This window comes from Pseudolabrys sp. (assembly GCF_035943735.1).
Lineage (GTDB): Bacteria > Pseudomonadota > Alphaproteobacteria > Rhizobiales > Xanthobacteraceae > Pseudolabrys.
On record NZ_DASZBV010000009.1, the window covers coordinates 27,410 to 54,130 of the forward strand.

At 65.7% G+C, this 26,721-nt stretch carries 29 protein-coding genes, 1 tRNA gene and 1 riboswitch; of the genes, 6 read left to right on the forward strand and 24 right to left on the reverse strand.

The features are described 5' to 3' along the window. Positions 1 to 292 precede the first annotated feature (292 nt). The 7 genes from VGV41_RS05875 to VGV41_RS05905 form a co-directional block, all read right to left on the reverse strand. Positions 293 to 697, reverse strand: coding sequence for a response regulator (locus tag VGV41_RS05875; RefSeq protein ID WP_326862789.1), 405 nt, complete (start codon positions 695 to 697; stop codon positions 293 to 295). Between the two features lie 3 nt (positions 698 to 700). After that, positions 701 to 1,753: an HWE histidine kinase domain-containing protein gene (locus VGV41_RS05880; protein WP_326862790.1), complete on the reverse strand. Its 1,053-nt coding sequence runs from the start codon at positions 1,751 to 1,753 to the stop codon at positions 701 to 703. A gap of 111 nt (positions 1,754 to 1,864) precedes the next feature. Then, a complete protein-coding gene (locus VGV41_RS05885; protein WP_326862791.1) occupies positions 1,865 to 2,257 on the reverse strand; it encodes a cupin domain-containing protein in 393 nt (130 codons plus the stop codon). Between the two features lie 111 nt (positions 2,258 to 2,368). Next, positions 2,369 to 2,578, reverse strand: a complete 210-nt coding sequence (locus VGV41_RS05890) for a DUF302 domain-containing protein (RefSeq protein WP_326862792.1) — start codon at positions 2,576 to 2,578, stop codon at positions 2,369 to 2,371. Positions 2,579 to 2,797: 219 nt separating this feature from the next. Beyond that, positions 2,798 to 3,295, reverse strand: a complete 498-nt coding sequence (locus VGV41_RS05895) for a cupin domain-containing protein (RefSeq protein ID WP_326862793.1) — start codon at positions 3,293 to 3,295, stop codon at positions 2,798 to 2,800. 65 nt (positions 3,296 to 3,360) lie between these two features. Beyond that, positions 3,361 to 3,434 (reverse strand) — tRNA-Gly (locus VGV41_RS05900). A gap of 53 nt (positions 3,435 to 3,487) precedes the next feature. Beyond that, positions 3,488 to 4,609 carry a 2'-deoxycytidine 5'-triphosphate deaminase gene (locus tag VGV41_RS05905; RefSeq protein WP_326862794.1) on the reverse strand — a complete coding sequence of 374 codons (1,122 nt, stop codon included), beginning with the start codon at positions 4,607 to 4,609 and terminating at the stop codon, positions 3,488 to 3,490. A gap of 83 nt (positions 4,610 to 4,692) precedes the next feature. Continuing rightward, positions 4,693 to 4,771: riboswitch (SAM riboswitch) on the forward strand. An 82-nt stretch (positions 4,772 to 4,853) separates the two neighbouring features. Between VGV41_RS05905 and VGV41_RS05910 the strand changes: the two genes are divergently transcribed. After that, a complete protein-coding gene (locus VGV41_RS05910) occupies positions 4,854 to 6,038 on the forward strand; it encodes an O-succinylhomoserine sulfhydrylase (RefSeq protein ID WP_326862795.1) in 1,185 nt (394 codons plus the stop codon). A gap of 171 nt (positions 6,039 to 6,209) precedes the next feature. Here the strand turns inward: VGV41_RS05910 and VGV41_RS05915 are convergent, their stop codons facing one another. The 3 genes from VGV41_RS05915 to VGV41_RS05925 all read right to left on the reverse strand — a co-directional run bounded on the left by VGV41_RS05915 (position 6,210) and on the right by VGV41_RS05925 (position 9,041). Next, positions 6,210 to 7,007, reverse strand: a complete 798-nt coding sequence (locus VGV41_RS05915; RefSeq protein ID WP_326862796.1) for an SGNH/GDSL hydrolase family protein — start codon at positions 7,005 to 7,007, stop codon at positions 6,210 to 6,212. A gap of 73 nt (positions 7,008 to 7,080) precedes the next feature. After that, entirely contained in the window at positions 7,081 to 7,830 is a 750-nt protein-coding gene (locus tag VGV41_RS05920) for an SGNH/GDSL hydrolase family protein (protein ID WP_326862797.1), read from the reverse strand. After that, positions 7,827 to 9,041 carry an OpgC domain-containing protein gene (locus VGV41_RS05925; protein ID WP_414705063.1) on the reverse strand — a complete coding sequence of 405 codons (1,215 nt, stop codon included), beginning with the start codon at positions 9,039 to 9,041 and terminating at the stop codon, positions 7,827 to 7,829. The genes VGV41_RS05920 and VGV41_RS05925 overlap by 4 nt, the downstream gene beginning before the upstream one ends. 47 nt (positions 9,042 to 9,088) lie before the next feature. On the opposite strand from VGV41_RS05925, the gene apaG reads away from it, so the two are divergent. Then, complete coding sequence (apaG, locus tag VGV41_RS05930; RefSeq protein WP_326862799.1) at positions 9,089 to 9,481, forward strand: Co2+/Mg2+ efflux protein ApaG; 393 nt, start codon at positions 9,089 to 9,091, stop codon at positions 9,479 to 9,481. Here apaG and VGV41_RS05935 read toward each other — a convergent pair. The 4 genes from VGV41_RS05935 to VGV41_RS05950 form a co-directional block, all read right to left on the reverse strand. After that, positions 9,474 to 10,187, reverse strand: coding sequence for a hypothetical protein (locus VGV41_RS05935; RefSeq protein WP_326862800.1), 714 nt, complete (start codon positions 10,185 to 10,187; stop codon positions 9,474 to 9,476). The two genes, apaG and VGV41_RS05935, sit on opposite strands and share 8 nt — an antisense overlap. 76 nt (positions 10,188 to 10,263) lie before the next feature. After that, positions 10,264 to 11,271, reverse strand: coding sequence for an Hsp33 family molecular chaperone (locus VGV41_RS05940; RefSeq protein ID WP_326862801.1), 1,008 nt, complete (start codon positions 11,269 to 11,271; stop codon positions 10,264 to 10,266). 61 nt (positions 11,272 to 11,332) lie between these two features. Continuing rightward, complete coding sequence (gene argF / locus VGV41_RS05945) at positions 11,333 to 12,256, reverse strand: ornithine carbamoyltransferase (protein ID WP_326862802.1); 924 nt, start codon at positions 12,254 to 12,256, stop codon at positions 11,333 to 11,335. Then, positions 12,253 to 13,458, reverse strand: coding sequence for an aspartate aminotransferase family protein (locus VGV41_RS05950; protein WP_326862803.1), 1,206 nt, complete (start codon positions 13,456 to 13,458; stop codon positions 12,253 to 12,255). Before VGV41_RS05950 ends, argF begins: the two co-directional genes overlap by 4 nt. A gap of 432 nt (positions 13,459 to 13,890) precedes the next feature. Here VGV41_RS05950 and VGV41_RS05955 point away from each other — a divergent pair, with 432 nt between their 5' ends. Then, positions 13,891 to 14,379 (forward strand): GcrA family cell cycle regulator, encoded by a 489-nt coding sequence (locus VGV41_RS05955; RefSeq protein WP_326862804.1) that lies wholly within the window; start codon positions 13,891 to 13,893, stop codon positions 14,377 to 14,379. A 189-nt stretch (positions 14,380 to 14,568) separates the two neighbouring features. Here VGV41_RS05955 and phoB read toward each other — a convergent pair whose 3' ends face one another. From phoB to VGV41_RS06005, 10 genes are all read right to left on the reverse strand, one after another. Continuing rightward, positions 14,569 to 15,270 (reverse strand): phosphate regulon transcriptional regulator PhoB, encoded by a 702-nt coding sequence (phoB, locus tag VGV41_RS05960; protein WP_326862805.1) that lies wholly within the window; start codon positions 15,268 to 15,270, stop codon positions 14,569 to 14,571. 11 nt (positions 15,271 to 15,281) lie between these two features. Then, a complete protein-coding gene (gene phoU / locus VGV41_RS05965) occupies positions 15,282 to 16,004 on the reverse strand; it encodes a phosphate signaling complex protein PhoU (protein WP_326862806.1) in 723 nt (240 codons plus the stop codon). Positions 16,005 to 16,018: 14 nt separating this feature from the next. Then, positions 16,019 to 16,834, reverse strand: a complete 816-nt coding sequence (gene pstB / locus VGV41_RS05970) for a phosphate ABC transporter ATP-binding protein PstB (protein WP_326862807.1) — start codon at positions 16,832 to 16,834, stop codon at positions 16,019 to 16,021. Beyond that, complete coding sequence (pstA, locus tag VGV41_RS05975; protein ID WP_326862808.1) at positions 16,831 to 17,670, reverse strand: phosphate ABC transporter permease PstA; 840 nt, start codon at positions 17,668 to 17,670, stop codon at positions 16,831 to 16,833. Before pstA ends, pstB begins: the two co-directional genes overlap by 4 nt. Before the next feature lie 3 nt (positions 17,671 to 17,673). Continuing rightward, on the reverse strand, positions 17,674 to 18,669 hold the full coding sequence (gene pstC / locus VGV41_RS05980) for a phosphate ABC transporter permease subunit PstC (RefSeq protein WP_326862810.1): 996 nt from the start codon (positions 18,667 to 18,669) through the stop codon (positions 17,674 to 17,676). A gap of 142 nt (positions 18,670 to 18,811) precedes the next feature. Then, a complete protein-coding gene (gene pstS / locus VGV41_RS05985) occupies positions 18,812 to 19,849 on the reverse strand; it encodes a phosphate ABC transporter substrate-binding protein PstS (RefSeq protein ID WP_414705064.1) in 1,038 nt (345 codons plus the stop codon). A gap of 229 nt (positions 19,850 to 20,078) precedes the next feature. Then, positions 20,079 to 21,311, reverse strand: a complete 1,233-nt coding sequence (locus VGV41_RS05990) for an ATP-binding protein (protein ID WP_326862811.1) — start codon at positions 21,309 to 21,311, stop codon at positions 20,079 to 20,081. Then, on the reverse strand, positions 21,308 to 22,363 hold the full coding sequence (locus VGV41_RS05995) for a UPF0104 family protein (protein WP_326862813.1): 1,056 nt from the start codon (positions 22,361 to 22,363) through the stop codon (positions 21,308 to 21,310). Before VGV41_RS05995 ends, VGV41_RS05990 begins: the two co-directional genes overlap by 4 nt. 139 nt (positions 22,364 to 22,502) lie before the next feature. Next, positions 22,503 to 23,390, reverse strand: coding sequence for an alpha/beta hydrolase (locus VGV41_RS06000; RefSeq protein ID WP_326862814.1), 888 nt, complete (start codon positions 23,388 to 23,390; stop codon positions 22,503 to 22,505). Positions 23,391 to 23,485: 95 nt separating this feature from the next. Next, entirely contained in the window at positions 23,486 to 23,713 is a 228-nt protein-coding gene (locus VGV41_RS06005) for a hypothetical protein (protein ID WP_326862816.1), read from the reverse strand. Between the two features lie 235 nt (positions 23,714 to 23,948). Here VGV41_RS06005 and VGV41_RS06010 point away from each other — a divergent pair, with 235 nt between their 5' ends. The 3 genes from VGV41_RS06010 to VGV41_RS06020 are packed head-to-tail and all read left to right on the forward strand — an operon-like array spanning position 23,949 to position 26,715. Continuing rightward, the gene (locus VGV41_RS06010; RefSeq protein ID WP_326862817.1) at positions 23,949 to 24,509 is read left to right on the forward strand and encodes a sigma-70 family RNA polymerase sigma factor; all 561 of its coding nucleotides are present in this window, start codon (positions 23,949 to 23,951) and stop codon (positions 24,507 to 24,509) included. Next, positions 24,506 to 25,177: a hypothetical protein gene (locus VGV41_RS06015; protein WP_326862818.1), complete on the forward strand. Its 672-nt coding sequence runs from the start codon at positions 24,506 to 24,508 to the stop codon at positions 25,175 to 25,177. The genes VGV41_RS06010 and VGV41_RS06015 overlap by 4 nt, the downstream gene beginning before the upstream one ends. A gap of 17 nt (positions 25,178 to 25,194) precedes the next feature. Beyond that, positions 25,195 to 26,715 carry a S8 family serine peptidase gene (locus VGV41_RS06020; protein WP_326862821.1) on the forward strand — a complete coding sequence of 507 codons (1,521 nt, stop codon included), beginning with the start codon at positions 25,195 to 25,197 and terminating at the stop codon, positions 26,713 to 26,715. The last annotated feature ends 6 nt before the right edge of the window (positions 26,716 to 26,721 follow it).

A 26,721-nucleotide genomic window follows, 5' to 3' on the forward strand; every position in this document is an offset into this window, starting at 1 on the left:
AACTTCGCTTGCTGCGTCAGCTTAGGTCGGGACGGGCCAGAAGCCGACTAAAGGCGCGCTGCGGATTAGGATCGGGCTGAGGCGGTGGTCGGCGCTGCGGCACCACATAGAGGGAGGTCATTTCCCCAAAAGCGCATCCGGAGACGCCAGCACCAGCAATCGCCCGCCCGAGGCAGTGCTTCGCTTCAAGGAAATTGACAGGCCTGCAAAGCAAGACCGCGGCCGTTCTCGTGGCTTGCCTGGATCAACATCAAAGCCCGGCAGTTCTCGCCGTCGTGGGCATTGTAGATTTTTATCGCCCTTCCGCCGGTGCCGGCTCGTCGGTAGGCTCCTTTGGCGTCAGCAGTCTTGCCAGGGTGGCGCTTAATTCCGCGCGGTGAAACGGCTTCTGCAACACCGGAAAGCCTTGGTAGCCGTTTAGCATTCTGTCTTTGTCATAGCCGGTCACAAAAACTAACGGTACGCCGCGCGCGATAAGCGCATCGGCGATTGGGTAGCTCGTTTCTCCGTTGAGATTGACATCAAGGACCGCCACGTCGATGGCGTTAGCCTCGACCATCGCCAGCGCCTGATTGACTTTGGCGACGGGACCAATGACCACACAGCCTAATTCGGCGAGCATGTCTTCAAGAAGCCACGCCACGATCATCTCGTCCTCGACGACGAAGACTCTGCGGCCTGACAAGGGGCTATTCATGGCTCATCCAACCGCCGACCGGGGGACTGGCATGGTGATCTGGCAAACTAAGCCGGCGGGCTTGTAGTCAAGGTGAACTTCGCCATCGAGGTCCCGCGCCAGCCCGCCCTCGATCAGGCGCGACCCGAAGCCCTTTCGCCTGGGCGGCTTCACCGGCGGGCCACCGCTTTCCTGCCATCGCAATCTCATCCGGCCACCTTGTGGCGTCGGATCAACCTGCCAAGCGATGTCGATCTTTCCGGCGGCGTCGTTCGAGAGCGCGCCGTATTTTGCGGCATTGGTCGCCAGTTCGTGGAATACCATGGCGAGGGTCAAGGCCGCTTTTGGTTGCAGGCGAACGTCGTCGCCCCTAATCGAAAAATGGGCAATTCGTCGGTCGTTGAGGCCAAACGGCTGCAAAATCCGATCGATGATTTCGCGCAGACCCACAGCCTGCCACTGCTTGCTTCCCAGCAGGCTGTGGGCCTTTGACAATGCCAGTATTCGACCCTCGAAGGCCTCAACCACTTCCTTGTCCGCCGCGCCGCGCAAGGTCTGCACGGCAATCGCTTGCACGGTGGCGAGCGTGTTCTGAGTGCGGTGATTCAGTTCAGCCAGCAGAAACAGGAGGTGCTCTTCCTCCTGTATGTGCTTGGTCACATCTACGAACGAGGCGAAATGCTGGACAACGTCACCGCCCTTGTCGCGAACCGGGCTGATGAAAACGGCCGCCCAGAACTTGCTGCCATCCTTGCGGCGAAAACAAATCTCAAAATCTCCTTCGGAACTGCCGGCGAAAGCGCCTTCAATCTGCGCCAGCACCGCGGGTTCGGCGGGGCGCCCGAGCAGAACGTCGAAACTCTGGCCGACTATTTCCGTCCGGCTATAACCAGCCAGAGACAAAAAGCTGTCATTGGCAAAAATGAGCGGGTGATTGGGTTCCTTGGCGTCGGTGAACACCATCGCCATACGCGTCGTTTCAGCAGCGACGACGAACGGCCCAAGGTCCTTCCGGAAGCTCTCGACTTCGGATTCGGCCGCTTTCTGCTCCTTGGATTTATCCCGTTCGCTCGGCAAAACCGATATCCTGTCTAGCCACGCCGATGCTGAATAGCGCCTTGTCGCGCTTCTGCATCGAACCCAGTTCAAGCTTATACAACAGGGATCAGCCAGTACCCAGCGGGCAATTTATTCCGTCGTTTGGCCGTCGAAGTGTTCGTTATCGGCCTCCGCATCGGCGCGGGTATGGTGGACGACGCCGTCTCGATGATTCGGCGGAGAATACAGCGTATAAAGCTTCAACGGGGCACTGCCGGTATTGATGATGTTGTGCTTGGCGCCGGCTGGAACGACGACCGCGAAGCCCGCTTTGATCGCCGTCCGAACGCCATCGAGAACCGCCTCGCCGGTTCCTTCTTCAACGCGAAAGAACTGATCGAGCTTATGGACTTCGGCCCCGATTTCCTCCTTCGGCTTTAGCGCCATGAGGACAAGTTGGCAGTGCTTTGCCGTGTAGAGCACCCGGCGAAAATCGTTATTCTTGACAGCAAGATCCTCGATATCCTGCACAAAGCCTTTCACAACAACCTCCTTTTCGCTGTCCGTTCGGTGCAAATCAATTGCGTTCCCAAGCAAGCCGCCCGGCCTTGCAGACATGCGTAGACTGTGAGTGCGTTGTGCTTCCTGCGATTATCAGATCGCGACGATAACGCGCTGAAGTTTGCCGGTGACGGATTTGGCGATAATTTCGAGCGCCGGATTCCCGACTTGCTCCATGGATGTCGCTGAGTCGATGGCCGCGACTTCGATTTTTCCGCCGCCGAGGTCCTGCACAATCACATTGCACGGCAACATCGTTCCGATCTTGTCATCGGCCGTCAATGCCTGGTGCGCCAGATGCATGGAGAACGACTGCCATATTGGATTCGTTGCTCGGCTTTTTTACGCTAGCGCTTGGCCAGTCATTTTGACCTAACGCAAATTACGGCAAGGATGCGCGGTAGACTAAATTTGTTTCTGACAAACAGCGGCCGTCCTGTTGGTCGCGGCGCAAGTCCAAGGCGGGTCAGGACCGCACTTCGGGCGCGCCGCAGGCCGCAACGGCCGCTGAGAAAAGCCAATTCAGGCCCTCGGAAAGTGTAGCCCGAAGCGTTGGATAAGCTCGGGAACGCTGCTCATGTCCACGTCGAGGGCGTAGCGTAAGCGGATCGCCGCGAGCCGTTGCGGGTCAGGATGGCCGCAGCTCAACTCCGCTCCTGCCTCGCGGAAATAATTCTCGAACCCAGCCGGTGATATGATTTCCAATATTCGGGCGGGCGTGTCACCCGCGTTCCAGAACGTGTGCCACTGTTCGCGCGGCTTGAAGATTAAGTCTCCAGGATTGCCGATAACCACTGTATCTCCGAGCAACGCCCCGATACTGCCCTCAAGGATGAAGCTATATTCGTCCTCACGATGGTGCCGGTGCATGGGAGCGGCCAAGGCTCGCGGCTGCATCGGATGTTCTACAAGCGCGAAATGCTTGCCAGCGTCTTCTCCTTCAATGATAAGTCGCGCGCCAAGACCTCCTAAAACTGCGAGATGGCCATCACGCGGACCCAGGACCCTAGGCGATGTCATGAAGCCCCTCTTTCAGCGCTGTCGTCTGCTCGAAGCGGGAGTGTGATTCTCAGCGGACATGGGCTTGGAGCGGGCGAAGGGAATCGAACCCTCGTATGCAGCTTGGGAAGCTGCCGTTCTACCATTGAACTACGCCCGCGTCGGCGGCGACCATAGCCAATCGCGCCCCCGCGCCGCAAGCGGGTCGACGGCCTAAGCCTTGAAATGCTTCGACAGCTTCAGGCTCTGCGCCTGATAGTTCGAGCCGATGCCGGTGCCGTAAAGCGTGTCGGGTTTCGCCAGCATCTTCTCGTAGACGAGGCGGCCGACGATCTGCCCGTGCTCGAGGATGAACGGCACCTCGCGCGAGCGCACTTCGAGCACCGCGCGCGAGCCGGTGCCGCCGGCGCCGGCATAGCCGAACCCGGGGTCGAAGAAGCCGGCATAGTGCACGCGGAATTCGCCGACCAGCGGGTCGAACGGCACCATCTCGGCGGCGTAGCCGGGCGGCACCTGCACCGCTTCCTTGGAGGCGAGAATATAAAATTCGTTCGGATCGAGGATGAGGCTGTTGTCCGGCCGCGCGGTGATCGGCTCCCAGAAGTCGAGCACCGTGTAGCCGGCGCGCCGCTCGACATCAATCAAACCGGTGTGACGCTTGGCGCGATAGCCGACAACGCCGTCGACGCCGGCGGCCGGCGACAACAGGCTGCCGGAGAGATCGACGCTGAAGGTCACGCCCTCGCTGACGTCGGCTGCCGCGTCGTCGACGAGCCGCTCGCGCGCGTGCAGGTCGCGCAGTTCGTCGGCGGTCAGTTGCGCGTGGCCATGGCGAAAGCGGATCTGCGACAACCGCGAGCCCTCGCGCACCAGCACCGGAAAGGTGCGCGGCGAAATCTCGGCATAGAGCGGCCCGCGATAACCAGGCTCGACGCGGTCGAAGCCGCGCGTCTGATCGGCGATCACGCGGGTGAAGACGTCAAGCCGGCCGGTCGAGCTCTTCGGATTGGCGGCGGCGGAAATATCCTTCGGCAGCGCCAGGCTTTCCAGCAGCGGTACGATGTAGACGCAGCCGGTCTCCAAGACGGCGCCGTCGGCGAGCGAGAATTCATGCAGCTTGAGGTCGGCGATGCGCTGCGCCACTGAGGTGCGGCCGGGCAGGAAGCTCGCGCGAACCCTGTAGGCAACGGCGCCGAGCCGCAGGTCGAGGCTCGCCGGCTGAATTTGGTCAGCGGCAAACGGCCGCGCCTGCACGATGGCGCCGTCCGCGGCCAGCATGGCGATCATGCGGTCGGGCAGAATGCCCTTGTGCTCGTTGGCGAAAGTGAGTGCCACCCAGTGTCCTCGTCCTGCGGCGATCGGTCCCGATCTAACCCGAGGCCTGCCTTGACGGGAAGCGCCCGCCCCCGCTACAACCTCGCTTATCCCGTGGTCATTTGAGCCGGCCGGCTTGCAGCCACGTAAAACAACTCGCTAAAAGGCCGGGGACGCGTAAGCAGCCCGGCCGAGACTTTTCTCCGGCCGGTTTTTTGTTGCCTGCGCGGGCCCTTCGACCGTGCAGGCTCGCAGGGAGGCCCGCATGTCCGCGAAGAAAGATTACCGCCCCGAAACCCGCCTGGTCCACGCCGGCACGCTACGCTCGCAATTCGGCGAGATGTCCGAGGCGCTGTTCCTGACGCAGGGCTACATCTACCCGAGCGCCGAGGAATGCGAGGCGCGTTTCTCCGGCAAGGTCCCCGGCTACGTCTATTCGCGCTACTCGAATCCGACCATGAGCATGTTCGAGCAGCGCATGGCCGCGCTCGAAGGCGCCGAGGCCGCGCGCTCGACCTCGACCGGCATGGCGGCGGTGACCACCGCGCTGATGGGCCTCGTGCGCATGGGCGATCACGTCGTGGCGGCGAAGGCCTTGTTCGGCTCGTGCCGCTGGGTGATCGAGGACTGGCTGGGGCGCTTCGGCGTCACGTCGACGCTCGTCGACGGCGACGATCTCGATCAGTGGAAGAAGGCGGTGACCAAGAACACCAAAGTGTTCTTCATGGAGACGCCGACCAATCCGACCTTGCAGGTCTACGACATCGCGGCGGTCGCCGAGATCGCGCACGGCGCCGGCGCCAAGCTCGTCGTCGACAACGTGTTCGCGACGCCGCTCTACCAGAGCCCGCTCAAGTTAGGGGCCGACGTCGTCGTCTATTCGGCGACCAAACACATCGACGGCCAGGGCCGCGTGCTCGGCGGCTGCATCCTGGCGACGGAGAAGATCATCGTCGACAATTATCATCAGCTGTTGCGCCAGACCGGGCCGTCGCTGTCGCCGTTCAATGCCTGGGTGCTGTTGAAGGGGCTCGAGACCCTGTCGGTGCGCGTCGCGCGCGAGACCGAGACTGCGGGCATTATCGCGAACAAGCTCGCCGGCCACGACAAGCTCACGCGGCTCGTTTATCCGGGCCGCAAGGACCATCCGCAGGCGGCGATCGTCGCCAAGCAGATGACCGGCGCCTCGACCCTGATCGCCTTCGAGATCAAGGGCGGCAAAGCCGGCGCGTTCCGCTTCCTCAACGGCCTGTCGCTGATCGGCATCACCAACAATCTCGGCGACGCCAAGAGCCTGATCACGCATCCGACGACGACGACGCACCAGCGGCTGACGCCGGAGCAGCGCGCCGAGCTCGGCATCGGCGACGGGCTGGTGCGGCTGTCTGTGGGCCTCGAGCATGTCGACGATCTGCTCGACGATCTCACCGGCGCGCTCGAGAAGGTGTGAGGGCTTCTTCTCCTTCCCCCTGAAAGGGGAAGGGTCGGGATGGCGGTCCACTTTTCCGAATTGGAAAAATGGCAATGCCCCACCCGCTCGCGTCGTGCGTCGAAGACCCGCGTAACCGCGCTTTTGCCTGGCGAGCGACCTCCCCCTTTCAGAGGGAGGTAAAGAACAATGCTACTGCGCCTTCGCGCGCGCGGACACCGTGGCCGACACCACCGGTCGCTGCGCGGCTTCGGCGATCGCCTGCCCGAGCCCTTTGGCCATGCAGGCGTAGCTCCAGTCGTTCATGTGCAGGCCATCGGGCGACACGAACGCCTCGAAGCGCAGATGATCGACGTCGTGCCACCGCTTCATCACGTCGTAGCGGCGGAAGAGATCGACGTTCTCCTGCTTCGCCGTGACCGAGATCAGTTCGACCATGCGCTCGGATTCCGGCTTGGCGATCACCTTGGGCGCGAACTGCGGATCGATCAGCACGACGTCGGCGCCGGTCGAGCGGATCTTCTTCAGGCCGGCGCGGATCAGCGCGCCCTGCTCGCTGCTCATGTGGCCGCGCACGACCGAATTGGTGCCGAGCTGCCAGAGCACGAGATCGGGCTTCGCCTTGACGACCGCGTCGTCGAAGCGCTTCAGCATGTCGGGGACTTCCTCGCCGCCGATGCCCTGGTTGATCACGACGATCTTGTTGTGCGGATAAAGCTTCTGCAATTCGGCGCGCAAGCGGCTCGGATAATTCGCCGCCGGCGAACTCGCGCCGGCGCCCTGCGTCGAGGACGAGCCGATGGCCACGATCGTGACGGAGTCGCGACCGGTCAGCTTCTGCGCAAGGTGATGCAGCGGATTGCTGAAGCGCGCCAGTTCCTGAGCCGTCTGGCACGTCGGTTCGGCCGCGCGGGCCGCGAGCGGCAAAGCGAAGGTGGCGGCGAGCGCCAGTGGTGTCACGCCGCGACGAACGAAAGAAAGTGCCTGCAAACGAGATACTCCCCGGCCCCGGCGCTTGCTCATCGCAGGACCGGCCCCCGGTGCCCCCCGTCGGGGTCCTGCGTCATTGCCCGCCTTTCGGCGGTTCTTCAGGTTTGACCGCGTCCACGATGAGCGCGGATAGAAGTTGCCCTATGCAATTGTGTACCTGCCCGGCCGTGTCAAGCGCCTTGGTGGCAGAATACAGGTCGAAGGTTCCCAGATCGCTCCACAATTTCATAATCGCAAAGCGATCGAGCATCGGAATTTCATGTTGCACTGCAACCCAGCGCATGACTTCCACGTAGGTGCTCAGTGCAATCATCGACTCCGTGCGGGGAGAATACTGGGCGTTGATCAAGATCATGTCGGCGCCGCCAGCCTTGGCAGCGGCGATGCCGCGGTCGAGGGCCTGATTGAACAGGTCGGGATCGACGCCCTGCATGGCGTCGACCGTGCCCGTCTGCCAGACAATCAGATCCGGCCTGGCTCGCTTCACATCGCCGGCCAGCAAGTCCGCCATCTGAACCGCGGTGCGCCGGGCCGTGACATCGGTGGCCAGCGTCACGGCGACCCCCGGCAGCGCGGCCTGCAGCGCGGCCTTCAGGCGGGCGGGATACGCCATCTCGGCACCGGCGGGACCCGGCAGCGACGAGGAGCCGGCGCCCAGCACCAATACGGTGAGGCGCTTGGCGGCGATGGCCGCCGCCGCCTTGGGCAGATGGTTGCTCTCCTCGAGCAAAGGCCGCGCCACCAGGCACTCCTGCGGCATCTCGGCCTTCGCCGATCCCGCCAACACAACGAATGCCAGCAGAACCGCTGAACGCGTCCTCATGCGTCGCCCCCAGCAAACCCCGGCTTTGCCGCCGGCGGTCGCGGCCCCCTCTCGACATTCCTATACCATGTCAGCAGGGCCGCCGTGGCAACCATGATGGCGATGCCGGACACGCTGACGATGACGTGCGTCAGCAGCCGGTTGGAGACTTCGGTGAACACGAAGTGGCCGGCGAACGCCAGGAACACGCCGAGGCAGAAGATGGCGAGCGAATGCTGGCCGCAAATGATCGCGGGTTCGGCCCACGGCGTGCGCAGGGCCGGCCAGTCGCGCGGCACGAAATTGACGGTGATCACCGCCAGCGCGAAGAAATGCAGGATGCGCAGGACGTCGAGATTGGTCTTGTCGATCGGATAGATGTTATCGCCGATGATGCGCGGCAGATACGGCGCAAGCCGCGGGAAATACCACGTCATCGCGACGAAGAAGGCGAAGCCGAGATAGGCGACGGCGAGCGCCAACGTCACCCGCGAACTGATGAACCACGCCAGCCGCTTGGCACCGCCGAGCGCGCACCAGGCGCCGAACACGAACAGCAGTTGCCAGGCGAACGGGTTGAACAGCCACACGCCGCTCGGATAGGCAGCGATATTCCAACCGAAGATGTCCATGAGCACATAGAGGGCGGCCGAGGCGATCAGCGCCAGCGACGGCGCGCGCAACAGCAGCCACAGCGCCGGCGCAAACCCGACCAGCAGCATGATATAGAGCGGCAGCACGTCCATGTTGACCGGCTTGAACTTCAAAAGCAGCGCCTGGATGATGGTGACGTCGGGATTGCGCAGGAAATCGAGGACGCCCATCTCCTCGGTGAACAGCGGATTGCTGAAGGAATGCGCGACGTAGGCGATCTCGGCGAGGTAGATCGCAAACAGGAACACATGCGCCACGTAGATCTGCCAGGCGCGCCTGAGGATGCGGGCCGCGGCGACGATAAAGCCGTGCTGCCGCATGGCGCGGCCGTAAACGAATGCCGCGGTATAACCGGAAATGAAGACGAAGATTTCCGTCGCGTCGGAAAATCCGTAATTGCGGATGGTGATCCAGCTCACCGCGTTCGACGGGATATGGTCGAGGAAGATCAGCCAGAGCGCGATGCCCCGGAACAGATCGAGCCGCAGATCGCGTTCGGAGGTTACGGGCGCCATGAACGGCTTTTCTTTCCTGCGGCATTGAGGCCATAATCCCCGCCGACTGCCCCGGAACAACACGAATCCGCGGCATATGTTTGGCGGACTCTTAGTTGACGGATTTTTGAATGTATCGGGCCGTAACCCGCAAGATCGAAGTCACCGTGACGCCGCGCTTCCTCTCCGAGCGCTCGTCGCCGGCGAACAATTATTTCTTCTGGGCCTATACCATTGACATCGCCAACCTCGGCGGCGAGACGGTGCAGCTCAAAACGCGGCATTGGCGCATCACCGACGCCACCGGCAAGTTGCAGGAGGTGCGCGGCCCCGGCGTCGTCGGCGAAGAACCGGTGCTCAAGCCGGGCGAATCCTACGAATATACGAGCGGTGTGCCGTTGCCGACGCCGTCCGGCTTCATGGTGGGCAGTTACGGCATGATCACCGACAAGGGCGAGCATTTCGATATCGATGTCCCCGCCTTCTCGCTCGACTCTTCCTACGCCGAACGGACGATCAATTAGCCGCCTGCGGCAGGCATTCCTTGAACCGGTCGAGCGCCTGCTTGGGTAGAACGGCCAGCACCGCCCCTCCCTGCGCGAAATCCTGCAGTTTCAGGACGGCCGGCGTGCGCACCGCAACGCAACCGGCGGTGCCGGTCTTTCCCGGCAGCCAGGCGTGGATAAAGATGCACGAGCCGGCGCGAGCCTTTGCATCGGTCGGGTAGTCGACGACGAGCCCGTGCGCGTAGTCCGGCACGCGCGACATGTTCTCGCCGTGCACGCGATTGCCGACCTTGGCGCGGCTGGTGATGGTGTTGTAGGCGCGCGCGTGCGGATCGTCGACGCAGACCGTGCCTTCGGCGAGGCGCAGATAGTCGCGTAGCCGCGAGGGCTGGAAGCCGAACGGACGGCCGATCCGATAGAAGCCCGCCGGCGCCTTCTTGTCGCCGTCGACCTTGATCGGCTCCCGGTCCTTCGCATAAGCGCGGAAGGCGTGCGCCCAGCCCATGCCGTTATGACCGACCAGCGCCGCGACCGGGCCGCCGTCCGCCTTCCAGGGCGCCTGCGGCGTGGGGCGGTTGAAGCGCTGCAGGGTGGCATTCGCGCTGGCCATGTCGAGCGCCGTGACGAGCACGAGCTTGCGGGCGCCGGCAAGCGGCGCCGGGCAGCTTTGCGCCAGCGCCGGCAGCGGGACGAGAAGGATCAGGAGGAGGAGAATCGCGCGCATCGCGCGCGACCATAGCACCGGCATACCGCGCCTGCATTGCGGGGCCGTCTCCTCCCCGCGATAAAGCTGCTCTTGGTTACTCTTCGCCGGCGCCCACGTCGCCGGGAGCAAACTGGTAGTTCGCGCTGCAGAATTCGCAGGTGACGGAGATCTTGCCGTCCTCGACCATGTGGTCGCGGTCGTCCTGCGAGAAGTTCTTGAGCATCGACTCCACAGTCTCGCGCGAGCAGGAGCATTCGGCACGGACGTCGCCGGGCTGGAAGACGCGGACCCCCGGCTCATGGAAGAGCCGGTAGACCAGCCGCTCGCTCGACAGCGACGGATCGATCAGTTCGAGGTCCTCCACCGTCGAGACCAGCGCCTGCCCCTCGACCCAGGCGTCGTCCTCCTCGACGACGTGCGGCTCGACCCCTTCCGGGGCGTCGCCCGGATGAAGATCGGCGACGCGCGCGCGCTCCGGTGACTTCGGCAGGAACTGCAGCATGATGCCGCCGGCCCGCCAGCGATGGCTGGCGCCGCCTTCGCCGGCCCGCAGTTCCTCGGCGACCGCGAGGCGCACCCGCGTCGGAATCTGCTCGGAGCGAAGGAAATACTCGTGCGCTGCGTCCTCCAGCGTGCCGCCATCGAGCGCCACCAGACCCTGGTAACGGCTCATGTCGGGCCCCTGGTCGATGGTCATCGCCAGATGCCCCTGCCCCAGGATGGCGCCGGCGTCGGTCTTGCCCGCCGTGATCGCCTCGGCGACGCGGCCCTTGTCGTAGCGCGCGCAGGCGCGGACCTTGCCGGGCGCGGTGAAGTCGACCACCAGCATGCGCACCGGACCGTCCGTCTGCGTCTGCAGGATGAAGCGGCCCTCGATCTTCAGCGCCGAGCCGAGCATGACGGTGAGGACGATGGCCTCGCCGAGCAGCTTCGCCACCGGTTGCGGATAGGCGTGCTTCTCCAGGATCTCGTCGACCACGGGCCCGAGACGGACGACGCGCCCGCGCAGGTCGAGCGAGGAAACTTCGAACGGCAGCACGATGTCGTCGACGGCAAGGGCCGACGGCGCGCGCGAGGGGATTTCTGTGCGAGGTTCAGACATGCGTCTTATGTAGCGCGCGAGCGCGGATTTTCGAGAGGCTGTTCCGCGCGCCCCGACGCCATCACGCCTCGGCGTGCAGGCACCAGGTGAGCACACCCTTCTGCGCGTGCAGGCGGTTCTCCGCCTCATCGAACACGACCGACTGCGGCCCGTCCATCACCTCGTCGGTGACCTCCTCGCCGCGGTGCGCCGGCAGGCAGTGCATGAACAGCGCGTCCGGGTTCGCCTTGGCCATCAGCCGGGAATTGACCTGATAGCCCTTCAGGATGTTGTGGCGGTGCTTGCCGTCGCGATCGCCCATCGACACCCAGGTGTCGGTGACGACGCAGTCGGCGTCCTTGACCGCCGCCTCCGGATCGGTGCCGATCTCGACCGAGGCGCCGGACGCCTTGACCCAGTCCTTGAGCCACTTCTTCGGCTTGAGCTCGGCGGGCGTAGCGACGCGCAGACGGAAGTCGAAGCGCTCGGCCGCATGCATCCACGAGGCGAGCACGTTGTTGGCGTCGCCGGTCCAGGCGACGGTGCGGCCGCGGATCGGGCCCTTCTTCTCCTCGAAAGTCATGACGTCGGCCATCACCTGACAGGGATGCGAGCGGCGCGTCAGTCCGTTGATCACCGGCACGGTGGCATGCTGCGCGAGCTCGGCAATCGCCTCGTGGTCGAGGATGCGGATCATGATGGCATCGACGAAGCGCGAGAGCACGCGCGCGGTATCGGCGAGCGTCTCGCCGCGGCCGAGCTGCATCTCCTGCGCCGTGAGCATGATCGCCTCGCCGCCGAGCTGGCGCATGGCGACGTCGAACGACACGCGCGTGCGGGTCGACGGCTTGTCGAAGATCATGGCCAAAGTCTTGCCGGCGAGCGGCTTGGAGTCATGCCCGCGTGACCGCGCCGCCTTCATGGCGCGGCTGTTGTCGATCATCGCCTGGAGATCGGCCTTGGAGACGTCGATCAGGTCGAGGAAATGCCGGACCTCGCGCATCATGCCGCCCCCTTCTTGGGTGCATGCATCTGCGAAAGCCGCACGCAGGCGCGGTCGATCGCATTGACGGCGTAATCGATTTCCGCCTCGCCGATGATGAGCGGCGGCAGCAGGCGCACGACATTGTCGCCGGCGGCGGGCACCAGCATGTTCTCGGTGCGCAATTCATCGACCATGGCCGAGGCCGGCGGCACCATGCGCAGGCCCATCAGCAGGCCTTCGCCACGCACCTCGGCGATCACCGAGGAATGCCGGTCCTGCAACTCGGCCAGCTTCTGCTTGAAGCGCAGCGCGGTCTGCTTCACCTGCGCCAGGAAGTCCTTGGTATTGATGACGTCGAGCACGGCATTGGCCACCGCCATGGCGAGTGGATTGCCGCCGAAGGTGGAACCATGCGTGCCGGCCGTCATGCCCTTAGCCGCTTCGGCCGTACCGAGGACGGCGCCGACCGGGAAGCCGCCGCCGAGCGCCTTGGCCAGCGCCATGATGTCTGGCGTCACGCCGCTGTGCTCGTAAGCGAACAGCGCACCGGTGCGGCCGACACCGCTCTGCACTTCATCGAACATGAGGAGCAGGCCGCGCTCGTCGCAGAGCTTGCGCAGCGCGCGCAGGAAAGCGTGCGGCACGACGCGCACACCGCCCTCGCCCATCACCGGCTCGATCAGGATGGCGCCGGTCTCGGGGCCGATCGCCTTCTTCACCGCCTCGAGATCGCCATAGGCGACCTGGTCGAAACCCTCGACCGGCGGCCCGAAGCCGTCGAGATACTTCTTGTTGCCGGTCGCCGACAGCGCCGCCAGCGTGCGGCCGTGGAAGGCGCCCTCGAAGGTGACGATGCGGTAGCGCTCGGGCTTGCCGGAGACGGCCTGATACTTGCGCGCCATCTTGATGGCGCCCTCGATCGCCTCGGTGCCGGAATTGCAGAAGAACGCCACGTCGGCGAAGGACGCCGCGCACAGCCGGTCGGCGAGCGTCTCGGCGCCAGGAATGCGGTAGAGGTTGGACACGTGCCAGAGCTTGTGCGCCTGCTCGGTCAAGGCCTTGGTCAGGACCGGGTGCGCATGGCCGAGGGCGTTCACGGCGACGCCGGAGGCGAAATCGAGGTAGCGCTCGCCCTTGGCCGTATAGAGCCAGGCGCCTTCGCCCCGCTCGAAAGCAAGGTCGACACGCGCATAGGTCGGCAATAGGTGCGGGCTTACAGGCATTGTCTCGAACGTTATCGTCTGCGCGCGGTGGTGTCGCCGCCCCGCTCACGCCTTAAGCGCTTCCGGGAGCACGCTTTTCGGGATCACGCGCGGGCCCCGAAAAGAAATGTGCCGCCTCGCCGGGCGGCACTTTTGGCATTCTATGAGCCGCGCCCGGTCCGGTCAACGGCGGCAAAGAACCGAATCAAGCGACTCAATTATGCCGCAAGTGCCGATTCTAAAGGAAAACCTGTTGGTAGTTGGGGCTTTGGCGATGGCAAAAGCTTGTGCCTGAGTCAAGCACTGGTGTAGCTTTTGGCTCAGGCGGTACGACATGTCGTACCGGGAGACGAGATTTCTGTTCATCCCTGGAGCGTGAGCGTTCAGGCGCCGAGACACGGCGCCCGGCGAACGGGGATGGATTCAAGCGAGAGGCTGGGAGGCCGCAAACCCATGAGCTGGACCGACGAACGGGTGGAACTCCTGAAGAAGCTTTGGTCGGATGGGCTGTCGGCGAGCCAGATTGCCGCCGAGCTCGGTGGCATCACCCGCAATGCCGTCATCGGCAAGGTGCACCGCCTCGGCCTGTCCGGACGGGCCAAGAGCCCCTCGTCGGCCGCGCCCCGGCCGCGCAAGGCTCGCACCTCGGGCCACATGCTGCGGGTGTCGCGCCCGGCGATCCGCGGCAACACCGCGCTGGCCTATGACTACGACCTCGAGCCGGAGCCCCAACTGCTGGAGATCCCGGTCGAGCAGCGCAAGACGCTGCTGCAGCTCAACGAGCACACCTGCCGCTGGCCGGTCGGCGATCCGGGCGCTGGCGATTTCTTCTTCTGCGGCGGCGACACCGCCAACGAGCTGCCGTACTGCTCGTATCACTGCCGCGTTGCCTACCAGCCGGCGCACGACCGCCGCCGCGACAAGCGGCCGTTCCGCGGCTGAGCGCCGCCGCGATCGTCTTCGATGGCCGGGCCAATGCCCGGCCATTTTGTTTGGGAGGCCGTGTCCGTCACGCTGAGGAGCGCGCGAAGCGCGCCTCGAAGGGTCTCAGAGTCAGAACCGCGCTGATCGCAGGATCACAGATCCTTGGAGGCCCGCGCTGCGCGCGGACGCCTCAGGATGACGGGACAGTCAATTCGCCCGGCCGAAGCGGTCGTCGAGCGAATAGCCGGCGCCGCGCACGGTGCGGATCGGGTCCGCCTCGTGGCCGCGGCTGATCGCCTTGCGCAGGCGGCCGATGTGCACGTCGACAGTGCGCTCGTCGATGTAGATGTCCGAGCCCCACACGCCGTCAAGCAACTGCTCGCGCGAGAACACGCGGCCCGGCCGCTCCATCAGGAACTCGAGCAGCCGGTACTCGGTCGGCCCGAGATCGACGGCGCGGCCCGAGCGCGTCACGCGCTTCTTGTCGCGATCGAGCTCGATGTCGCCGATCGCCAGCACGCTCGCCACGCGCTCCGGATTGGCGCGGCGCAGCAGCGCGCGCACGCGCGCGATCAGCTCCGGCACGGAGAACGGCTTGACGATGTAGTCGTCGGCGCCGGTGGCCAGCCCGCGCACCTTCTCGCTCTCCTCGCCACGCGCTGTGAGCATGATGATCGGCAGCCCCTTGGTCTCGGGACGCGCGCGCAGCCGGCGGCACAATTCGATGCCGGACAGGCCGGGCAGCATCCAGTCGAGCACCACCAGGTCGGGCGCCTTCTCCTTCAGCCGGGTGTCGGCCTCGTCGCCACGCGCCACGCTGTCGACCTCGTAGCCTTCGGCTTCAAGGTTGTAGCGGAGCAGCATGGTCAGCGGCTCTTCGTCCTCGACGATCAGAATTCGCGCGTTCATGCGTCAGGCCTTCAGACTTCGCCCGCCTTGCGCAAGGCAGCAAGCGTGGTGGTGTCGCCCTTCGGCCGCTGATCGGCGATCGGCTTGCCCTCGATGATGTAGTGCACCGTCTCGGCGATGTTGGTCGCATGGTCGCCCATGCGCTCGATGTTCTTGGCGCAGAACAACAGATGGATGCAGAAGGTGATGTTGCGCGGGTCTTCCATCATGTAGGTGAGCAGTTCGCGGAACACCGACGTGCAGACCGCATCGATCTCCTCGTCGCCACGCCACACCGCCATCGCCTCGGCGACGCTGCGACGCGCGTAGGCGTTGAGCACCGCCTTGAGCTGGCCGAGCAGCAGGTCGGTCATGTGCTCGACGCCGCGGATCAGCTTCGGCGGCGGGAATTCGCCGTTGAGAGCGATGACACGTTTGGCGATGTTCTTGGCGAGATCGCCGATGCGCTCGACATCGTTGGCGAGCCGCAGCGCGCCGACCACCTCGCGCAGATCGCTCGCCACCGGCTGGCGGCGGGCGATGGTCAGCACCGATTTCTCCTCGATCTCGCGCTGCAGAGCGTCGATCTGCGCGTCGGCGGCGGTGACGCGCTGCGCCAGCGCGGTGTCGCGGCGGGCGAGCGCATCGACGGCGTCGGCGACCTGCCGCTCGGCGAGGCCGCCCATTTCGGCGACCATGCGCGCAAGCTCCTGCAGGTCGGAGTCAAAAGCCTTGACGGTGTGGTGCTCGGTCATCGTTCGCCCTCCACCTAGCCGAAGCGGCCGGTGATGTAGTCGTGGGTGCGCCGGTCGTTCGGCGCGGTAAAGATCGTGCTCGTCTCGCCGAATTCAATGAGCTCGCCGAGATACATGAAGGCGGTGAAGTCGGAGACGCGCGCCGCCTGCTGCATGTTGTGGGTGACGATGGCGATCGTGTAGTCGTCCTTGAGCTCGGAGATCAGCTCCTCGATCTTGGCGGTGGAGATCGGGTCGAGCGCCGAGCACGGCTCGTCGAACAGGATGACTTCTGGCTTCACCGCCACGGTCCGGGCGATGCACAGGCGCTGCTGCTGGCCGCCGGACAGCGACAGTCCCGAGGCGTTGAGCTTGTCCTTGACCTCGTTCCACAGCGCGGCGCGCTCGAGCGACACGCGCACGCGGTCGTCGACCTCGGACTTCGACAGCTTGTCGTAGAGCCGGATGCCGAAGGCGATGTTCTCGTAGATGGTCATCGGAAACGGCGTCGGCTTCTGGAACACCATGCCGACCTTGGCGCGCAGAAGGTTGAGATCCTGCGACGCCGACAGGATGTTTTCGTCGTCGAGGGTGACGAGGCCGGTCGCGCGCTGGTGCGGGTAAAGATCGTACATGCGATTGAGCACGCGCAGCAGCGTGGACTTGCCGCAGCCCGACGGGCCGATGAAGGCGGTCACGTGGCCCTGATAGAGCGGCACCGTCACGCTCTTGAGCGCGCGGTGATCGCCGTAGAAGAAGTCGAGATTGCGCACCGAAATCTTCTCGGCGAGCCCTTCGGCCCTGGCCGTCCGGTTGCCGGGAAGGGCGTTGGAGTAGTCGGCGATGCTCATGACGATTTACTCGCTGCGGAAAGGGTGCGGGCGATGATGCTGAGCGCAAGCACCGCGAGCGTGATGATCAGCGCGCCGGTCCAGGCGAGCTTTTGCCAATCGTGATAGGGGCTCAGCGCGAACTGGTAGATGACCACCGGCAGGCTCGCCACCGGCGCGTTGAGGTTGACGCTCCAGAACTGGTTGTTGAGCGACGTGAACAAGAGCGGCGCCGTCTCGCCGGAGATGCGCGCCACCGCGAGCAGCACGCCGGTCACCATGCCGGCGCGCGCGGCGCGGTAGGCGACCTTGCGGATCATCAAGGAGCGCGGCAGGCCGATCGAGGCGGCAGCCTCGCGCAAGGTGTCGGGCACCAGGATGAGCATGTCCTCGGTCGTGCGCACGACGACCGGTACGACGATCACCGCGAGCGACACTGCGCCGGCCCAGCCGGAGAAGTGGCCCATCTGCGCCACCATCACTTCATAGATGAACAGGCCGATGACGATCGACGGCGCGCTCAAAAGGATGTCGTTGATGAAGCGCACGACCATCGTGAGTTTGTCGTAGCGGCCGTATTCGGCCATGTAGGTGCCGGCGAGCATGCCGAGCGGCGTGCCGATCGCGACGGCGATGCCGGTCATCACCAGGCTGCCGACGATCGGGTTCAGGAGGCCGCCGGCCGCGCCCGGCGGAGGCGTCATCTGCGTAAACACCGCCAGCGACAGGCCGCTGAAGCCTTCCCACAGCAGCACGCCGAGGATCAGCACCAGCCAGGCGAGCCCGAACAAGGTGGCGGCGACCGCCAGGCCCATGGCGACGATGTTGCGGCGACGGCGTTTCTCGTAGAGGGCCATGTGCTAGGTCCCCACCCGCGCGTTGAGCCGCATCAGCATCAATCGCGCGGCGGCGAGCACGATGAAGGTGATGACGAAAAGGATGAGGCCGAGCGCGATCAGCGACGAGGTGTAGGTATCGCCGACCGCCTCGGTGAATTCGTTGGCGATGGTCGCGGAGATCGTGGTGCCCGGCGCCAGCAGCGACGGCGAGATGCGGTGCGCGTTGCCGATGACGAAGGTGACGGCCATGGTCTCGCCCAGCGCGCGGCCGAGCGCGAGCATCACGCCGCCGATGACGCCGACCCGGGTGAACGGCAGCACCACGTCGCGTGAAACTTCCCAGGTGGTGCAGCCGAGCCCGTAGGCGGCTTCCTTCAACACCGGCGGCACCGCGGCGAAGACGTCGCGCGAGATCGAGGTGATGAACGGCAGCACCATGATCGCGAGGATCAGGCCGGCGGTCAGGATGCCGATGCCGTAGGGCGGCCCGGCGAACAGGTCCGACAGGATCGGTACGTTGCCGAACGCGTCGATGATGAATGGCTGCACGTATTGCTGCAGGAACGGCGCGAACACGAACAGGCCCCAGATGCCGTAGATGATCGAGGGAATGCCGGCGAGCAACTCGATGGCGATGCCGATCGGGCGCCGCAGCCACATCGGGCAGAGCTCGGTCAGGAATATCGCGATGAACAGACCGACCGGCACCGCGATCACCATCGCGACCGCGGAGGTGACGAGCGTGCCGTAGATCGGCGCGACGGCGCCGAATTTCTCGGTCACCGGGTTCCAGGTGTCGCTGACGAGAAAGCCGAACCCGAATTTCGCCAGCGCCGGCCAGGCGCCATGCACCAGCGAGATGATAATGCCACCGAGGATGATCAGCACGGCGATCGCCGCGCTGCGCGTCAGGATGCGAAAGACCAGATCGTTGAGACGAAGCCGCTTGAGAACGTCGACGCGATCTGAAGGCTTGCTCACGGAGACAGCCTCGCCCTTTAGTGCCAGATCGACCATGCGCGGCGACTCCGACTGTTACTCTTCTCTGCCGCCGGGCCGCCGCGGTCGCCTGTGCGAACCTCAGCTCCGGCATAACAATGCCCCACGGGGGCGGTCGAGTGGAAAAGGCGCCCGGGGGCGCCTTTTCCGTTTGTCAGGCTTAGAACACCGGCTTGCCGGCGCCGTCCTTGACCTCATTCTTCCACTTGGCCTGGATCAGCTGCACGACATTGGCCGGCATCGGGATGTAGTCGAGGCTCGACGCCATCTCGCCGCCGTTCTTGTAGGCCCAGGCGAAGAAATCGAGGGCTTCCTTGGCGGCGGCCGCATCCTTCGGCCGCTTCGGAATCAGGATGAAGGTCGCACCGGCGATCGGCCACGACTGCGCGCCCGGCTCGTCGGTCAGGATCATGTAGAAGCCCGGCGCCTTCGCCCAATCGGCACCCGACGCGGCGGCCATGATCGCTTCCGGCGTGGCGGTCACGGTCTTGCCGTCCTTGTTGACCATCTTCATCGTGGTCAGCTTGTTCTGCTTGGCATAGGCGGTCTCGACGTAGCCAATCGCGCCCTTGGTCTGCACGACGCCGTTGGCGACGCCTTCATTGCCCTTGGCGCCAATGCCGCCCGGCCACTCGACCGCAGTCGAAGAGCCGACCTTGTCCTTCCAGGCGGGGCTCACCTTCGAGAGGTAGTTGGTGAAGATGAAGGTCGTGCCCGAGCCGTCCGAACGGTGCACCAGCGCAATCGCCTGCGACGGCAGTTTGGCGGTCGGGTTGAGCTTCTTGATCGCCGGATCGTCCCACTTCTTGATTTCGCCGAGATAGATCTTGGCGAGCGTCGCGCCGTCGATCGTCAGGTCGCCGCTGGCAATGCCATCGAGGTTCACGACCGGGACGATGCCGCCCATGACGGTCGGGAACTGGATGACGCCGATCTTGTCGAGTTCAGCCGGTTGCAGCGGCATGTCGGACGCGCCGAAGGTGACGGTGCGCGCGGTGATCTGCTTGATGCCGCCGCCCGAGCCGATCGACTGGTAGTTCAGGCCGTTGCCGGTCTGCTTCTTGTAAGCATCGGCCCACTTCGCATAGATCGGATAGGGAAACGTTGCGCCGGCACCCGAGATGTCGGCAGCCTTGGCCGGAACATGCGCCGCAACGGCGATCAGGCCGGCAGCAGCCAGGGTGGTCCAGAGTTTCACGAGATATCTCCGTGTTGGCGGCCACGGCGGTACAGGGCCGCGCTCGTGTCGATGCGCCCCCGCAGGCGACCGGCCGCGTTGTTTTGACGAACTCACTCCATGTGCCCCGGGCCGCGGTTGCTTGTGCACGCAACGTCTGTCGATCCGAGACCGGGGCAGCCTTAGAGGCCGCGTGTCACCGGTATATTACCGTTTTGCGACAGATGGATGACATAACAAGCGACTGAAATTATTGACTTTTTCTGCCCTGGCCGGTTTCGGCGCTGTGCAGTGGGATGTGCATTGTGAAAGCCGCTCCGGCGCCCGGCGTGCTTTCGATGGTGATGCGGCCGCCATGCCGGTTGAGCACGTGCTTGACCAGCGCGAGGCCGAGACCCGTGCCGCCTTGCGAGCGGCTGTCGGCAACGTCGACGCGGTAGAAACGCTCGGTCAGCCGCGGCAGATGCTCGGGCGGGATGCCGAGCCCGAAGTCGCGCACTGTGATGCGCACCTCCGGCGTACCGGCGCGCGTCTGCCCGCGCACCAAGGTGATGTCGACGCGCTTGCCGGCAGCGCCGTACTTGAGCGCGTTCTCGACCAGGTTCTCGAGCGCGCGAACGAGCTCGTCGCGTTCGCCGAGCACGACGAGCGGCTCGTCCGGCGCGCTCACCTTCATGTCCACCCCGCGATCGCGCGCGAGCGTCATCAGTCCGTCCACCACCTGCCGCACCACCGGCGCCAGCTCGACCGGCGTGTTCGGCTGCAGATGCGCGTTGAGCTCGATACGCGACAGCGACAACAGGTCGTCGATCAGGCGGGCCATACGCGCCGCCTGCACCCGCATGATGCCGAGGAATTTCTCGCGCGCGGCGGCGTCGTCCCTCGCCGGCCCCTGCAGCGTCTCGATGAAGCCGAGCAACGCCGCCAGCGGCGTGCGCAATTCGTGGCTCGCATTGGCAATGAAGTCGGCGCGCATCTGCTCGACGCGGCGCAGGGGCGTCAGGTCGTTGAATGTAATGAGCAGCAGGTCCGCCGTGCGCTCAAGACCAGGCAGTTTCACCGGCGTGACGAAGGCCTCGAACCAGCGGTCGAGCGGCACGCGGTCGAAGAACTCGACCCGCTGCGGTTCGCGCCGTTTCCCGGCGCGGCGGATGGCGTCGACGAGTTCCGGCGTGCGCAGGCTGATGAGGGCCGGCTCGCGCGGCCGCAGCGCCGGCGCGACCGACGCGGCCGCGCTGTTGAAGGCGATGACCCGGCCGTCACGGTCGAGGACGATCGCCGGGGCATGCAGGCCGTTCACCAGTGCTTCGATGACCGCGGCATGCGGATGAGCGATCGCGACCTCGGTTCCGGCGGCGGCGCCAAGCGCGAAGGGGCCGTAATCCGGCTCGCCCAGCAGCGCCCGCCAGGCGCGGCCCAGGCGGACCGACCATGGCTGGCCTGTCCGTGCCTTTCCGTCCTCGGCGGCCTCTGTCGTCATCATCGGCGGCGCTCGCCCGTCTCGCTCTCGAACTCGCTGCGGATCGGGGCTGAGGCTTTCACCGATGTCAACTCCGCCGGCGTCTTGCTCCTGCGCATGTTCAGCCAGATCTCGCGGATGCCGAGGATAACGACCGCGACGATGAATGGCGCAATATAATAGAGCATACGGAACAGCAGCAGGCCGGCGACCAGATCTTCCTTGTTGAATTGCCAGAGCGCGACCAGCATCGCCGCGTCGAACACGCCGAGGCCGCCCGGCGCGTGACTGGCAAAGCCGAGCAGCGTCGCGGAGACGAACACGACCAGCAGCGTCACGTAGCCGACATGCGGTTCCGTCGGCAGCAGCATGAACATGGCCATGGCGCAGAAGCCGAGGTCGCACAGACCGATGCAGATCTGCACCAGGGTCGAAGGGCCATTCGGCAGCCGCACGGTCCAGTCGCTCTTGCCGACCGAGCGCGGCGCGCTCCACACCCAGGCGATATAGGAGAAGAGCACCGCCAGGATGCCGACCGCGATGAGGCGGTTCAGCCAGCCCGGCAATTGGGTGATTGGCCCCGCCGCGTGCGGATCGGCGGCGACGCTCAGGCCCAGCACCGTGGCATTGCCGAGCCAGAAGGTCAGGCCGGCGACAAAACAGATCTTGGCGACGTCGACGGCGGAGAGCCCGCGCGCGGAATAGATGCGGTAGCGCACCGCGCCGCCGGTGAAGACGGTGGCGCCGATATTGTGGCCGACCGCGTAGCTGGTGAAGCCGGAGAGCGCCGCGGTCGTATAGGGGATTTCGGGATGCCCGATCGTCCGCAGCGCGAACCAGTCGTAAAAGGTCAGGGTGAAATAGGCGCAGGCCACGAAGACCGCCGCGAAGGCGATGCGGCGCGCAGACACGGCCTTCAGCGCGGCGAAGACCTGGTCCACGTCGATGCCGCGCAGCATGTGCACGAGCACGATGACCGCCACCGTGATGATGGCGATGCTCAACAGGAAGCCGATGCGATTCCAGCCGATCGTGTTGCTGAAGAAGCGCGCCACCGCGCGCAGCAATCTTGGCATTCTTCCTCCGGGCCGAGGCGCGGGCCGCCGCCCTCCGCGCGCGGCCGGCCCCGACAGGGTCCGGTCCCCACTAGCAGAACTCATCCGCCGGCGCGAGGGACGCCGTCAATGAGGGTGAAAATCGGCGTCGGAACGGGATTCAAAGCCGGCGGGTGAAGAAGGAGGCCAGCGCTGCGGTCGTCTCGGCCGGCGCCTCCTCGGACAGATAATGGCCGCAGGGCAGCGCCCTCGCCTCGACGATGTTGGCGGCATAACGCTGCCAGATGTCCGCCGGCTTGTGATTGCGCCCGACGCCGCCGGTCGCGCCCCAGAGCACCTGCACCGGGCATGCGATGCGGCGGCCGGCGTCGACATCCGCCGTGTCCATCTCGAGATCGATGCCGAAGGTGGCGCGGTAGTCCTCGCAGATCGCGTGGATGGTGTCCGGATTGCGGAAGCAGCGCATGTATTCGGCGAGGGCCTCCTTGTCGAAGAAGGACAACCCCTGCTCCGTCTTCGCCAGCTTCTTCTTGATGTACCAGTCCGGATCGGCGCCCATCATGCGCTCGGGCAGATCGTAGGGCTGGATGTTGAAGAACCAGTGCCAGGAGAACGTACCCCACTGGCGCGTCACGTTGTTGAGCAGATGGTGCTGCGGGATGATGTCGAGGATCGCAGCGCGCGTGACCGCCTGCGGGTGATCGAGGCACATGCGGTGCAGGACGCGCGCGCCGCGATCGTGACCGGCGGCATGGAATTGAGAAAAACCGAGCGCCGCCATCACCTCGATCTGGTCCTGCGCCATGGCGCGGAACGAATAGTTGACGTGCCGCTCGCCGCCCGGCGGCTTTTCGGAATCGCCGTAGCCGCGCAGGTCGGTGCAGACGACGGTGAAGTCGCGCGCCAGGACCGGCGCCACGGCGTGCCACGACAGATGTGTGAAGGGATTGCCGTGCATCAGCAGCAGCGGCGGGCCGCTGCCGCCCACTACCGTGACGATGCGGGCGCCTGACGTCTGGATATCGCTGCGGGTGAAGCCGTCGAGCATTGCACCTGCCAGCGTAAGTCAATGCGCGGCAAAAGGAAGCCCCGGCTCCGCGGGGACGTCGGAGCCGGGGCGCCTGGGGCGGCGACAGCGGGGGATCAGTCGCAAACCGTCACGCGGCGAGCGCGCGGGCCCCAGGGCGTCTGAACGACGCGGCGGACGATGTAGCAGTCGGGGCCGTAGTCCGGGCCGTAGAAGCCGACGTGCCAGCCGTGATGCCAGCCGTGATGGTAGTGATGGGGGAAGGCGGAAGCGGCGGTCGGGGCGAGCGCGGCAGCGCCGAGGGCGACGGTGGCGGCGAGGGCGATGGTGAGCTTGCGGATCATGGGTCTCTCCTGGGGTTCTAGGGGATGCGGGGCATCGCATCCTGGCCATAGGTCGCGGCCGGCCCGGGGGAGGTTCAAAACTTTTTTAGCCTTGTCGGCGGGGTTGCTTGCCGGCCGCCCATGGAAGGGAGCACCCTGCAACCCTGGCCGGGGCGGGCACGCAATTTTCCGTAAATCCGCTTGAACCTCAGCGGCCTTTGCCGCGACCCATACACGAGCCGAGCGGGCATTTGCGATGCAGACGAGTTCGGACGAAGTCCTGATTTCACGCATCGCCAATGGCGACCGGCTCGCCATGCAGGTGCTGTTCGCACGGCACCATTTGCGGGTCTACCGCTTCGTGTTGCGGCTGGTGCGCAACGAGGCCACGGCGGAGGATCTCATCAGCGAGGTCTTCCTCGACGTGTGGCGGCAGGCGGCCAAGTTCGAAGGCCGCTCCGCGGTGTCGACGTGGATGTTGAGCATCGCGCGCTTCAAGGCGCTGTCCGCCTTGCGGCGCAAGCCGGAGCAGGAACTGGACGAGGAGACGGCGGCGGCGATCGAGGATCATTCCGACGATCCGGAAGTCACGCTCGCCAAGAAGGACAAAGGCGCGGTGCTGCGCGAATGCCTCACCGGGTTGTCGGCCGAGCATCGGGAGATCGTCGATCTCGTCTACTACCACGAGAAGTCCGTGGAGGAAGTGGCGCGGATCGTCGGCATCCCGGAGGCGACGGTGAAGACGCGCATGTTCTATGCGCGCAAGAAACTCTCCGAGCTCCTGAAGGAGCGCGGCATCGATCGAGGTTGGCCATGACGAGCGAACACGAAAGCGCGGAAACCGACAGCATCGAAGCGCTGCTGCCCTGGCACGCCGCCGGCACGCTGAGTCGCCGCGACGCCGAGCGCGTCGAGGCCGCGCTCGCGCGCGATCCGGAGTTGGCGCGCCGCTACCAGCTGGTGCGCGAGGAGTTTGGCGCCACGATCGCGCTCAACGAGTCGCTCGGCGCGCCGTCGGCGCGCACGATGGAGAACCTGTTCGCGAAGATCGACGCCGACCTGCAGCGACGGCCGCGCGCCATGCGCGGGCTCGGCGCGCGCATCAACGACTTCTTCGGCGCCTTGCCGCCGCGCACGCTCGCCTGGGCCTCGGTCGCGGCGGTGATCGCCATCATCGCGCAGGCGGGATTCATCGGCATGATGGCCACCCAGCCGGCCGGCGGCCGTTTCGAGACCGCCTCGGCGCCGACCACGGCGCCCGGCGTCGGCGCCTTCACCATCATCCGCTTCGCGCCGCAGGCGACGATGGACGACATCAACAAGTTCCTCGAGATGAACCACTTCGATGTCGTCGCCGGACCGAGCGCCGGCGGCCTCTACAAGGTGCGCGTCGCTGACAGAGCGCTGCCGCAGGCTGAGCTCGGCGCGCTGACGCAGAAACTGCAGAAGGACAAGCTCGTCGGCTTCGTCGCACCGACCCGCTGACCCTGACGGAGCGAGCCATGATCAAGCGCCCTGCCCTGTTCTGCCTCGCACTTTTCTTCGCCGCCGGATTTGCGCAGAGCGCGTCCGCACAGTCGCTGAAGTCGGTCGGCGTGAGCCGGCCGCCGGTCTCGGCGCCACCGCCGGTGCGCGGTGGTGGTAGCGGTGGTGGTGGTGGCGGCGGCCGCGGCGACGGCGGCTATCACGGCGGCGGTTATCGCGGCGGCCTCGGCGGCTGGGGCGGTGTGGTGACCGGCATCATTTCGGCGCTGCCGCCGCCGGGCGCCTACGGCGACGACGGCCCGGTCGACGGCGGCTACGGCCCGCCGCCGCGGCGGCGAACACCGCAACGGCAGGCGCGGCGCAATTCCAATGCCCCGCCAGCCGGCGAGCGGCGGCTGGTCCCGGACGAAGTGGTGATCGAATTGCGCAATTCGGCGACACCGGCGCAGATCGACGCGCTGCAGCGCCGCTTCCGCCTCGCGCGCATCGCGCAGACACCCAGCACGCTCACCGGCACCACCGTCTTCCGCTGGCGCATCCCCGATCGCCGCTCGGTCGCCACCGTGGTGCGGCAGCTTGAAAGCGACGGTCTCGTCGCCTCGGCACAACCGAACTACCGCTTCACGCTGCAGCAAGCCGCGGCGGCGACGCGCGAGGGCGACCCGGCGCAGTACGAGCTCGCCAAGCTGCATCTGCCGGAAGCGCATACGCTGGCGAAAGGCGATGCCATCCGGGTGGCGGTGATCGATTCCGCCGTCGATACGGCGCATCCCGATCTCAAGGGCGCCGTCGCCGCAACCTTCAACGCCACCGGCACGCCAGTCGAGCCGCACGCGCACGGCACCGCCATCGCGGCGCTGATCGCTGCGCACGGCAAGCTCGTCGGGGCGGCGCCGGGTGCCGCCATCCTCGCCATCCGCGCCTTCGACCCCAAAGGCGGCAGTGCCGAGGGCACCACCTTCGCCATCCTCAAGGGCCTCGACTGGGCCGTCGCGCAACACGCCCGCATCGTCAATATGAGCTTCGCCGGCCCGGCCGATCCCGCCATCCATCGCGCGCTCGAAGCCGCACACCGCAAAGGCGTGGTGCTGATTGCCGCCGCCGGCAATGCCGGACCGAAGTCGCCGCCGCTCTACCCGGCCGCCGATCCGGTGGTGATCGCCGTCACCGCCACCGACGCCCATGACAAGGTGCTCCCCGTCGCCAATCGCGGCCGCTACATCGCGGTGGCGGCGCCCGGCAGCGACCTCCTCGTCGCCATCCCGAACGGCGGCTATGAAGTGTCGTCCGGCACATCCTATTCGGCAGCCGAGGTCAGCGGCATCGCCGCGCTGCTCATCCAGCGCAAGCCGACGCTGCGGCCCGACGACATCCGGCGCGTCCTCGAAGCCACGGCGCGCGATCTCGGGCCGAAGGGACATGACGCGCTGTTCGGCGCCGGCCTGGCCGACGCCTACAGAGCGGTGCTGGCGGAGACGCCCGCGGTTGCTGCGACGCCGTCGCTGCCGGTCGAGCGCGTCAGCACCGACCGGCACTAAGGCTGA

What these genes read in the sequence shown, in the direction of transcription:
- VGV41_RS05875 (WP_326862789.1), bottom strand. Translation starts at nt 697, where the DNA reads ATGAATAGCCCCTTGTCAGGCCGCAGAGTCTTCGTCGTCGAGGACGAG.
- VGV41_RS05890 (WP_326862792.1), bottom strand. Translation starts at nt 2,578, where the DNA reads ATGCATCTGGCGCACCAGGCATTGACGGCCGATGACAAGATCGGAACG.
- VGV41_RS05895 (WP_326862793.1), bottom strand. Translation starts at nt 3,295, where the DNA reads ATGACATCGCCTAGGGTCCTGGGTCCGCGTGATGGCCATCTCGCAGTT.
- VGV41_RS05910 (WP_326862795.1), top strand. Translation starts at nt 4,854, where the DNA reads ATGTCCGCGAAGAAAGATTACCGCCCCGAAACCCGCCTGGTCCACGCC.
- VGV41_RS05920 (WP_326862797.1), bottom strand. Translation starts at nt 7,830, where the DNA reads ATGAGGACGCGTTCAGCGGTTCTGCTGGCATTCGTTGTGTTGGCGGGA.
- apaG (WP_326862799.1), top strand. Translation starts at nt 9,089, where the DNA reads ATGTATCGGGCCGTAACCCGCAAGATCGAAGTCACCGTGACGCCGCGC.
- VGV41_RS05935 (WP_326862800.1), bottom strand. Translation starts at nt 10,187, where the DNA reads ATGCGCGCGATTCTCCTCCTCCTGATCCTTCTCGTCCCGCTGCCGGCG.
- VGV41_RS05940 (WP_326862801.1), bottom strand. Translation starts at nt 11,271, where the DNA reads ATGTCTGAACCTCGCACAGAAATCCCCTCGCGCGCGCCGTCGGCCCTT.
- argF (WP_326862802.1), bottom strand. Translation starts at nt 12,256, where the DNA reads ATGATGCGCGAGGTCCGGCATTTCCTCGACCTGATCGACGTCTCCAAG.
- VGV41_RS05950 (WP_326862803.1), bottom strand. Translation starts at nt 13,458, where the DNA reads ATGCCTGTAAGCCCGCACCTATTGCCGACCTATGCGCGTGTCGACCTT.
- VGV41_RS05955 (WP_326862804.1), top strand. Translation starts at nt 13,891, where the DNA reads ATGAGCTGGACCGACGAACGGGTGGAACTCCTGAAGAAGCTTTGGTCG.
- phoB (WP_326862805.1), bottom strand. Translation starts at nt 15,270, where the DNA reads ATGAACGCGCGAATTCTGATCGTCGAGGACGAAGAGCCGCTGACCATG.
- phoU (WP_326862806.1), bottom strand. Translation starts at nt 16,004, where the DNA reads ATGACCGAGCACCACACCGTCAAGGCTTTTGACTCCGACCTGCAGGAG.
- pstB (WP_326862807.1), bottom strand. Translation starts at nt 16,834, where the DNA reads ATGAGCATCGCCGACTACTCCAACGCCCTTCCCGGCAACCGGACGGCC.
- pstA (WP_326862808.1), bottom strand. Translation starts at nt 17,670, where the DNA reads ATGGCCCTCTACGAGAAACGCCGTCGCCGCAACATCGTCGCCATGGGC.
- pstC (WP_326862810.1), bottom strand. Translation starts at nt 18,669, where the DNA reads ATGGTCGATCTGGCACTAAAGGGCGAGGCTGTCTCCGTGAGCAAGCCT.
- VGV41_RS05990 (WP_326862811.1), bottom strand. Translation starts at nt 21,311, where the DNA reads ATGATGACGACAGAGGCCGCCGAGGACGGAAAGGCACGGACAGGCCAG.
- VGV41_RS05995 (WP_326862813.1), bottom strand. Translation starts at nt 22,363, where the DNA reads ATGCCAAGATTGCTGCGCGCGGTGGCGCGCTTCTTCAGCAACACGATC.
- VGV41_RS06000 (WP_326862814.1), bottom strand. Translation starts at nt 23,390, where the DNA reads ATGCTCGACGGCTTCACCCGCAGCGATATCCAGACGTCAGGCGCCCGC.
- VGV41_RS06005 (WP_326862816.1), bottom strand. Translation starts at nt 23,713, where the DNA reads ATGATCCGCAAGCTCACCATCGCCCTCGCCGCCACCGTCGCCCTCGGC.
- VGV41_RS06010 (WP_326862817.1), top strand. Translation starts at nt 23,949, where the DNA reads ATGCAGACGAGTTCGGACGAAGTCCTGATTTCACGCATCGCCAATGGC.
- VGV41_RS06015 (WP_326862818.1), top strand. Translation starts at nt 24,506, where the DNA reads ATGACGAGCGAACACGAAAGCGCGGAAACCGACAGCATCGAAGCGCTG.
- VGV41_RS06020 (WP_326862821.1), top strand. Translation starts at nt 25,195, where the DNA reads ATGATCAAGCGCCCTGCCCTGTTCTGCCTCGCACTTTTCTTCGCCGCC.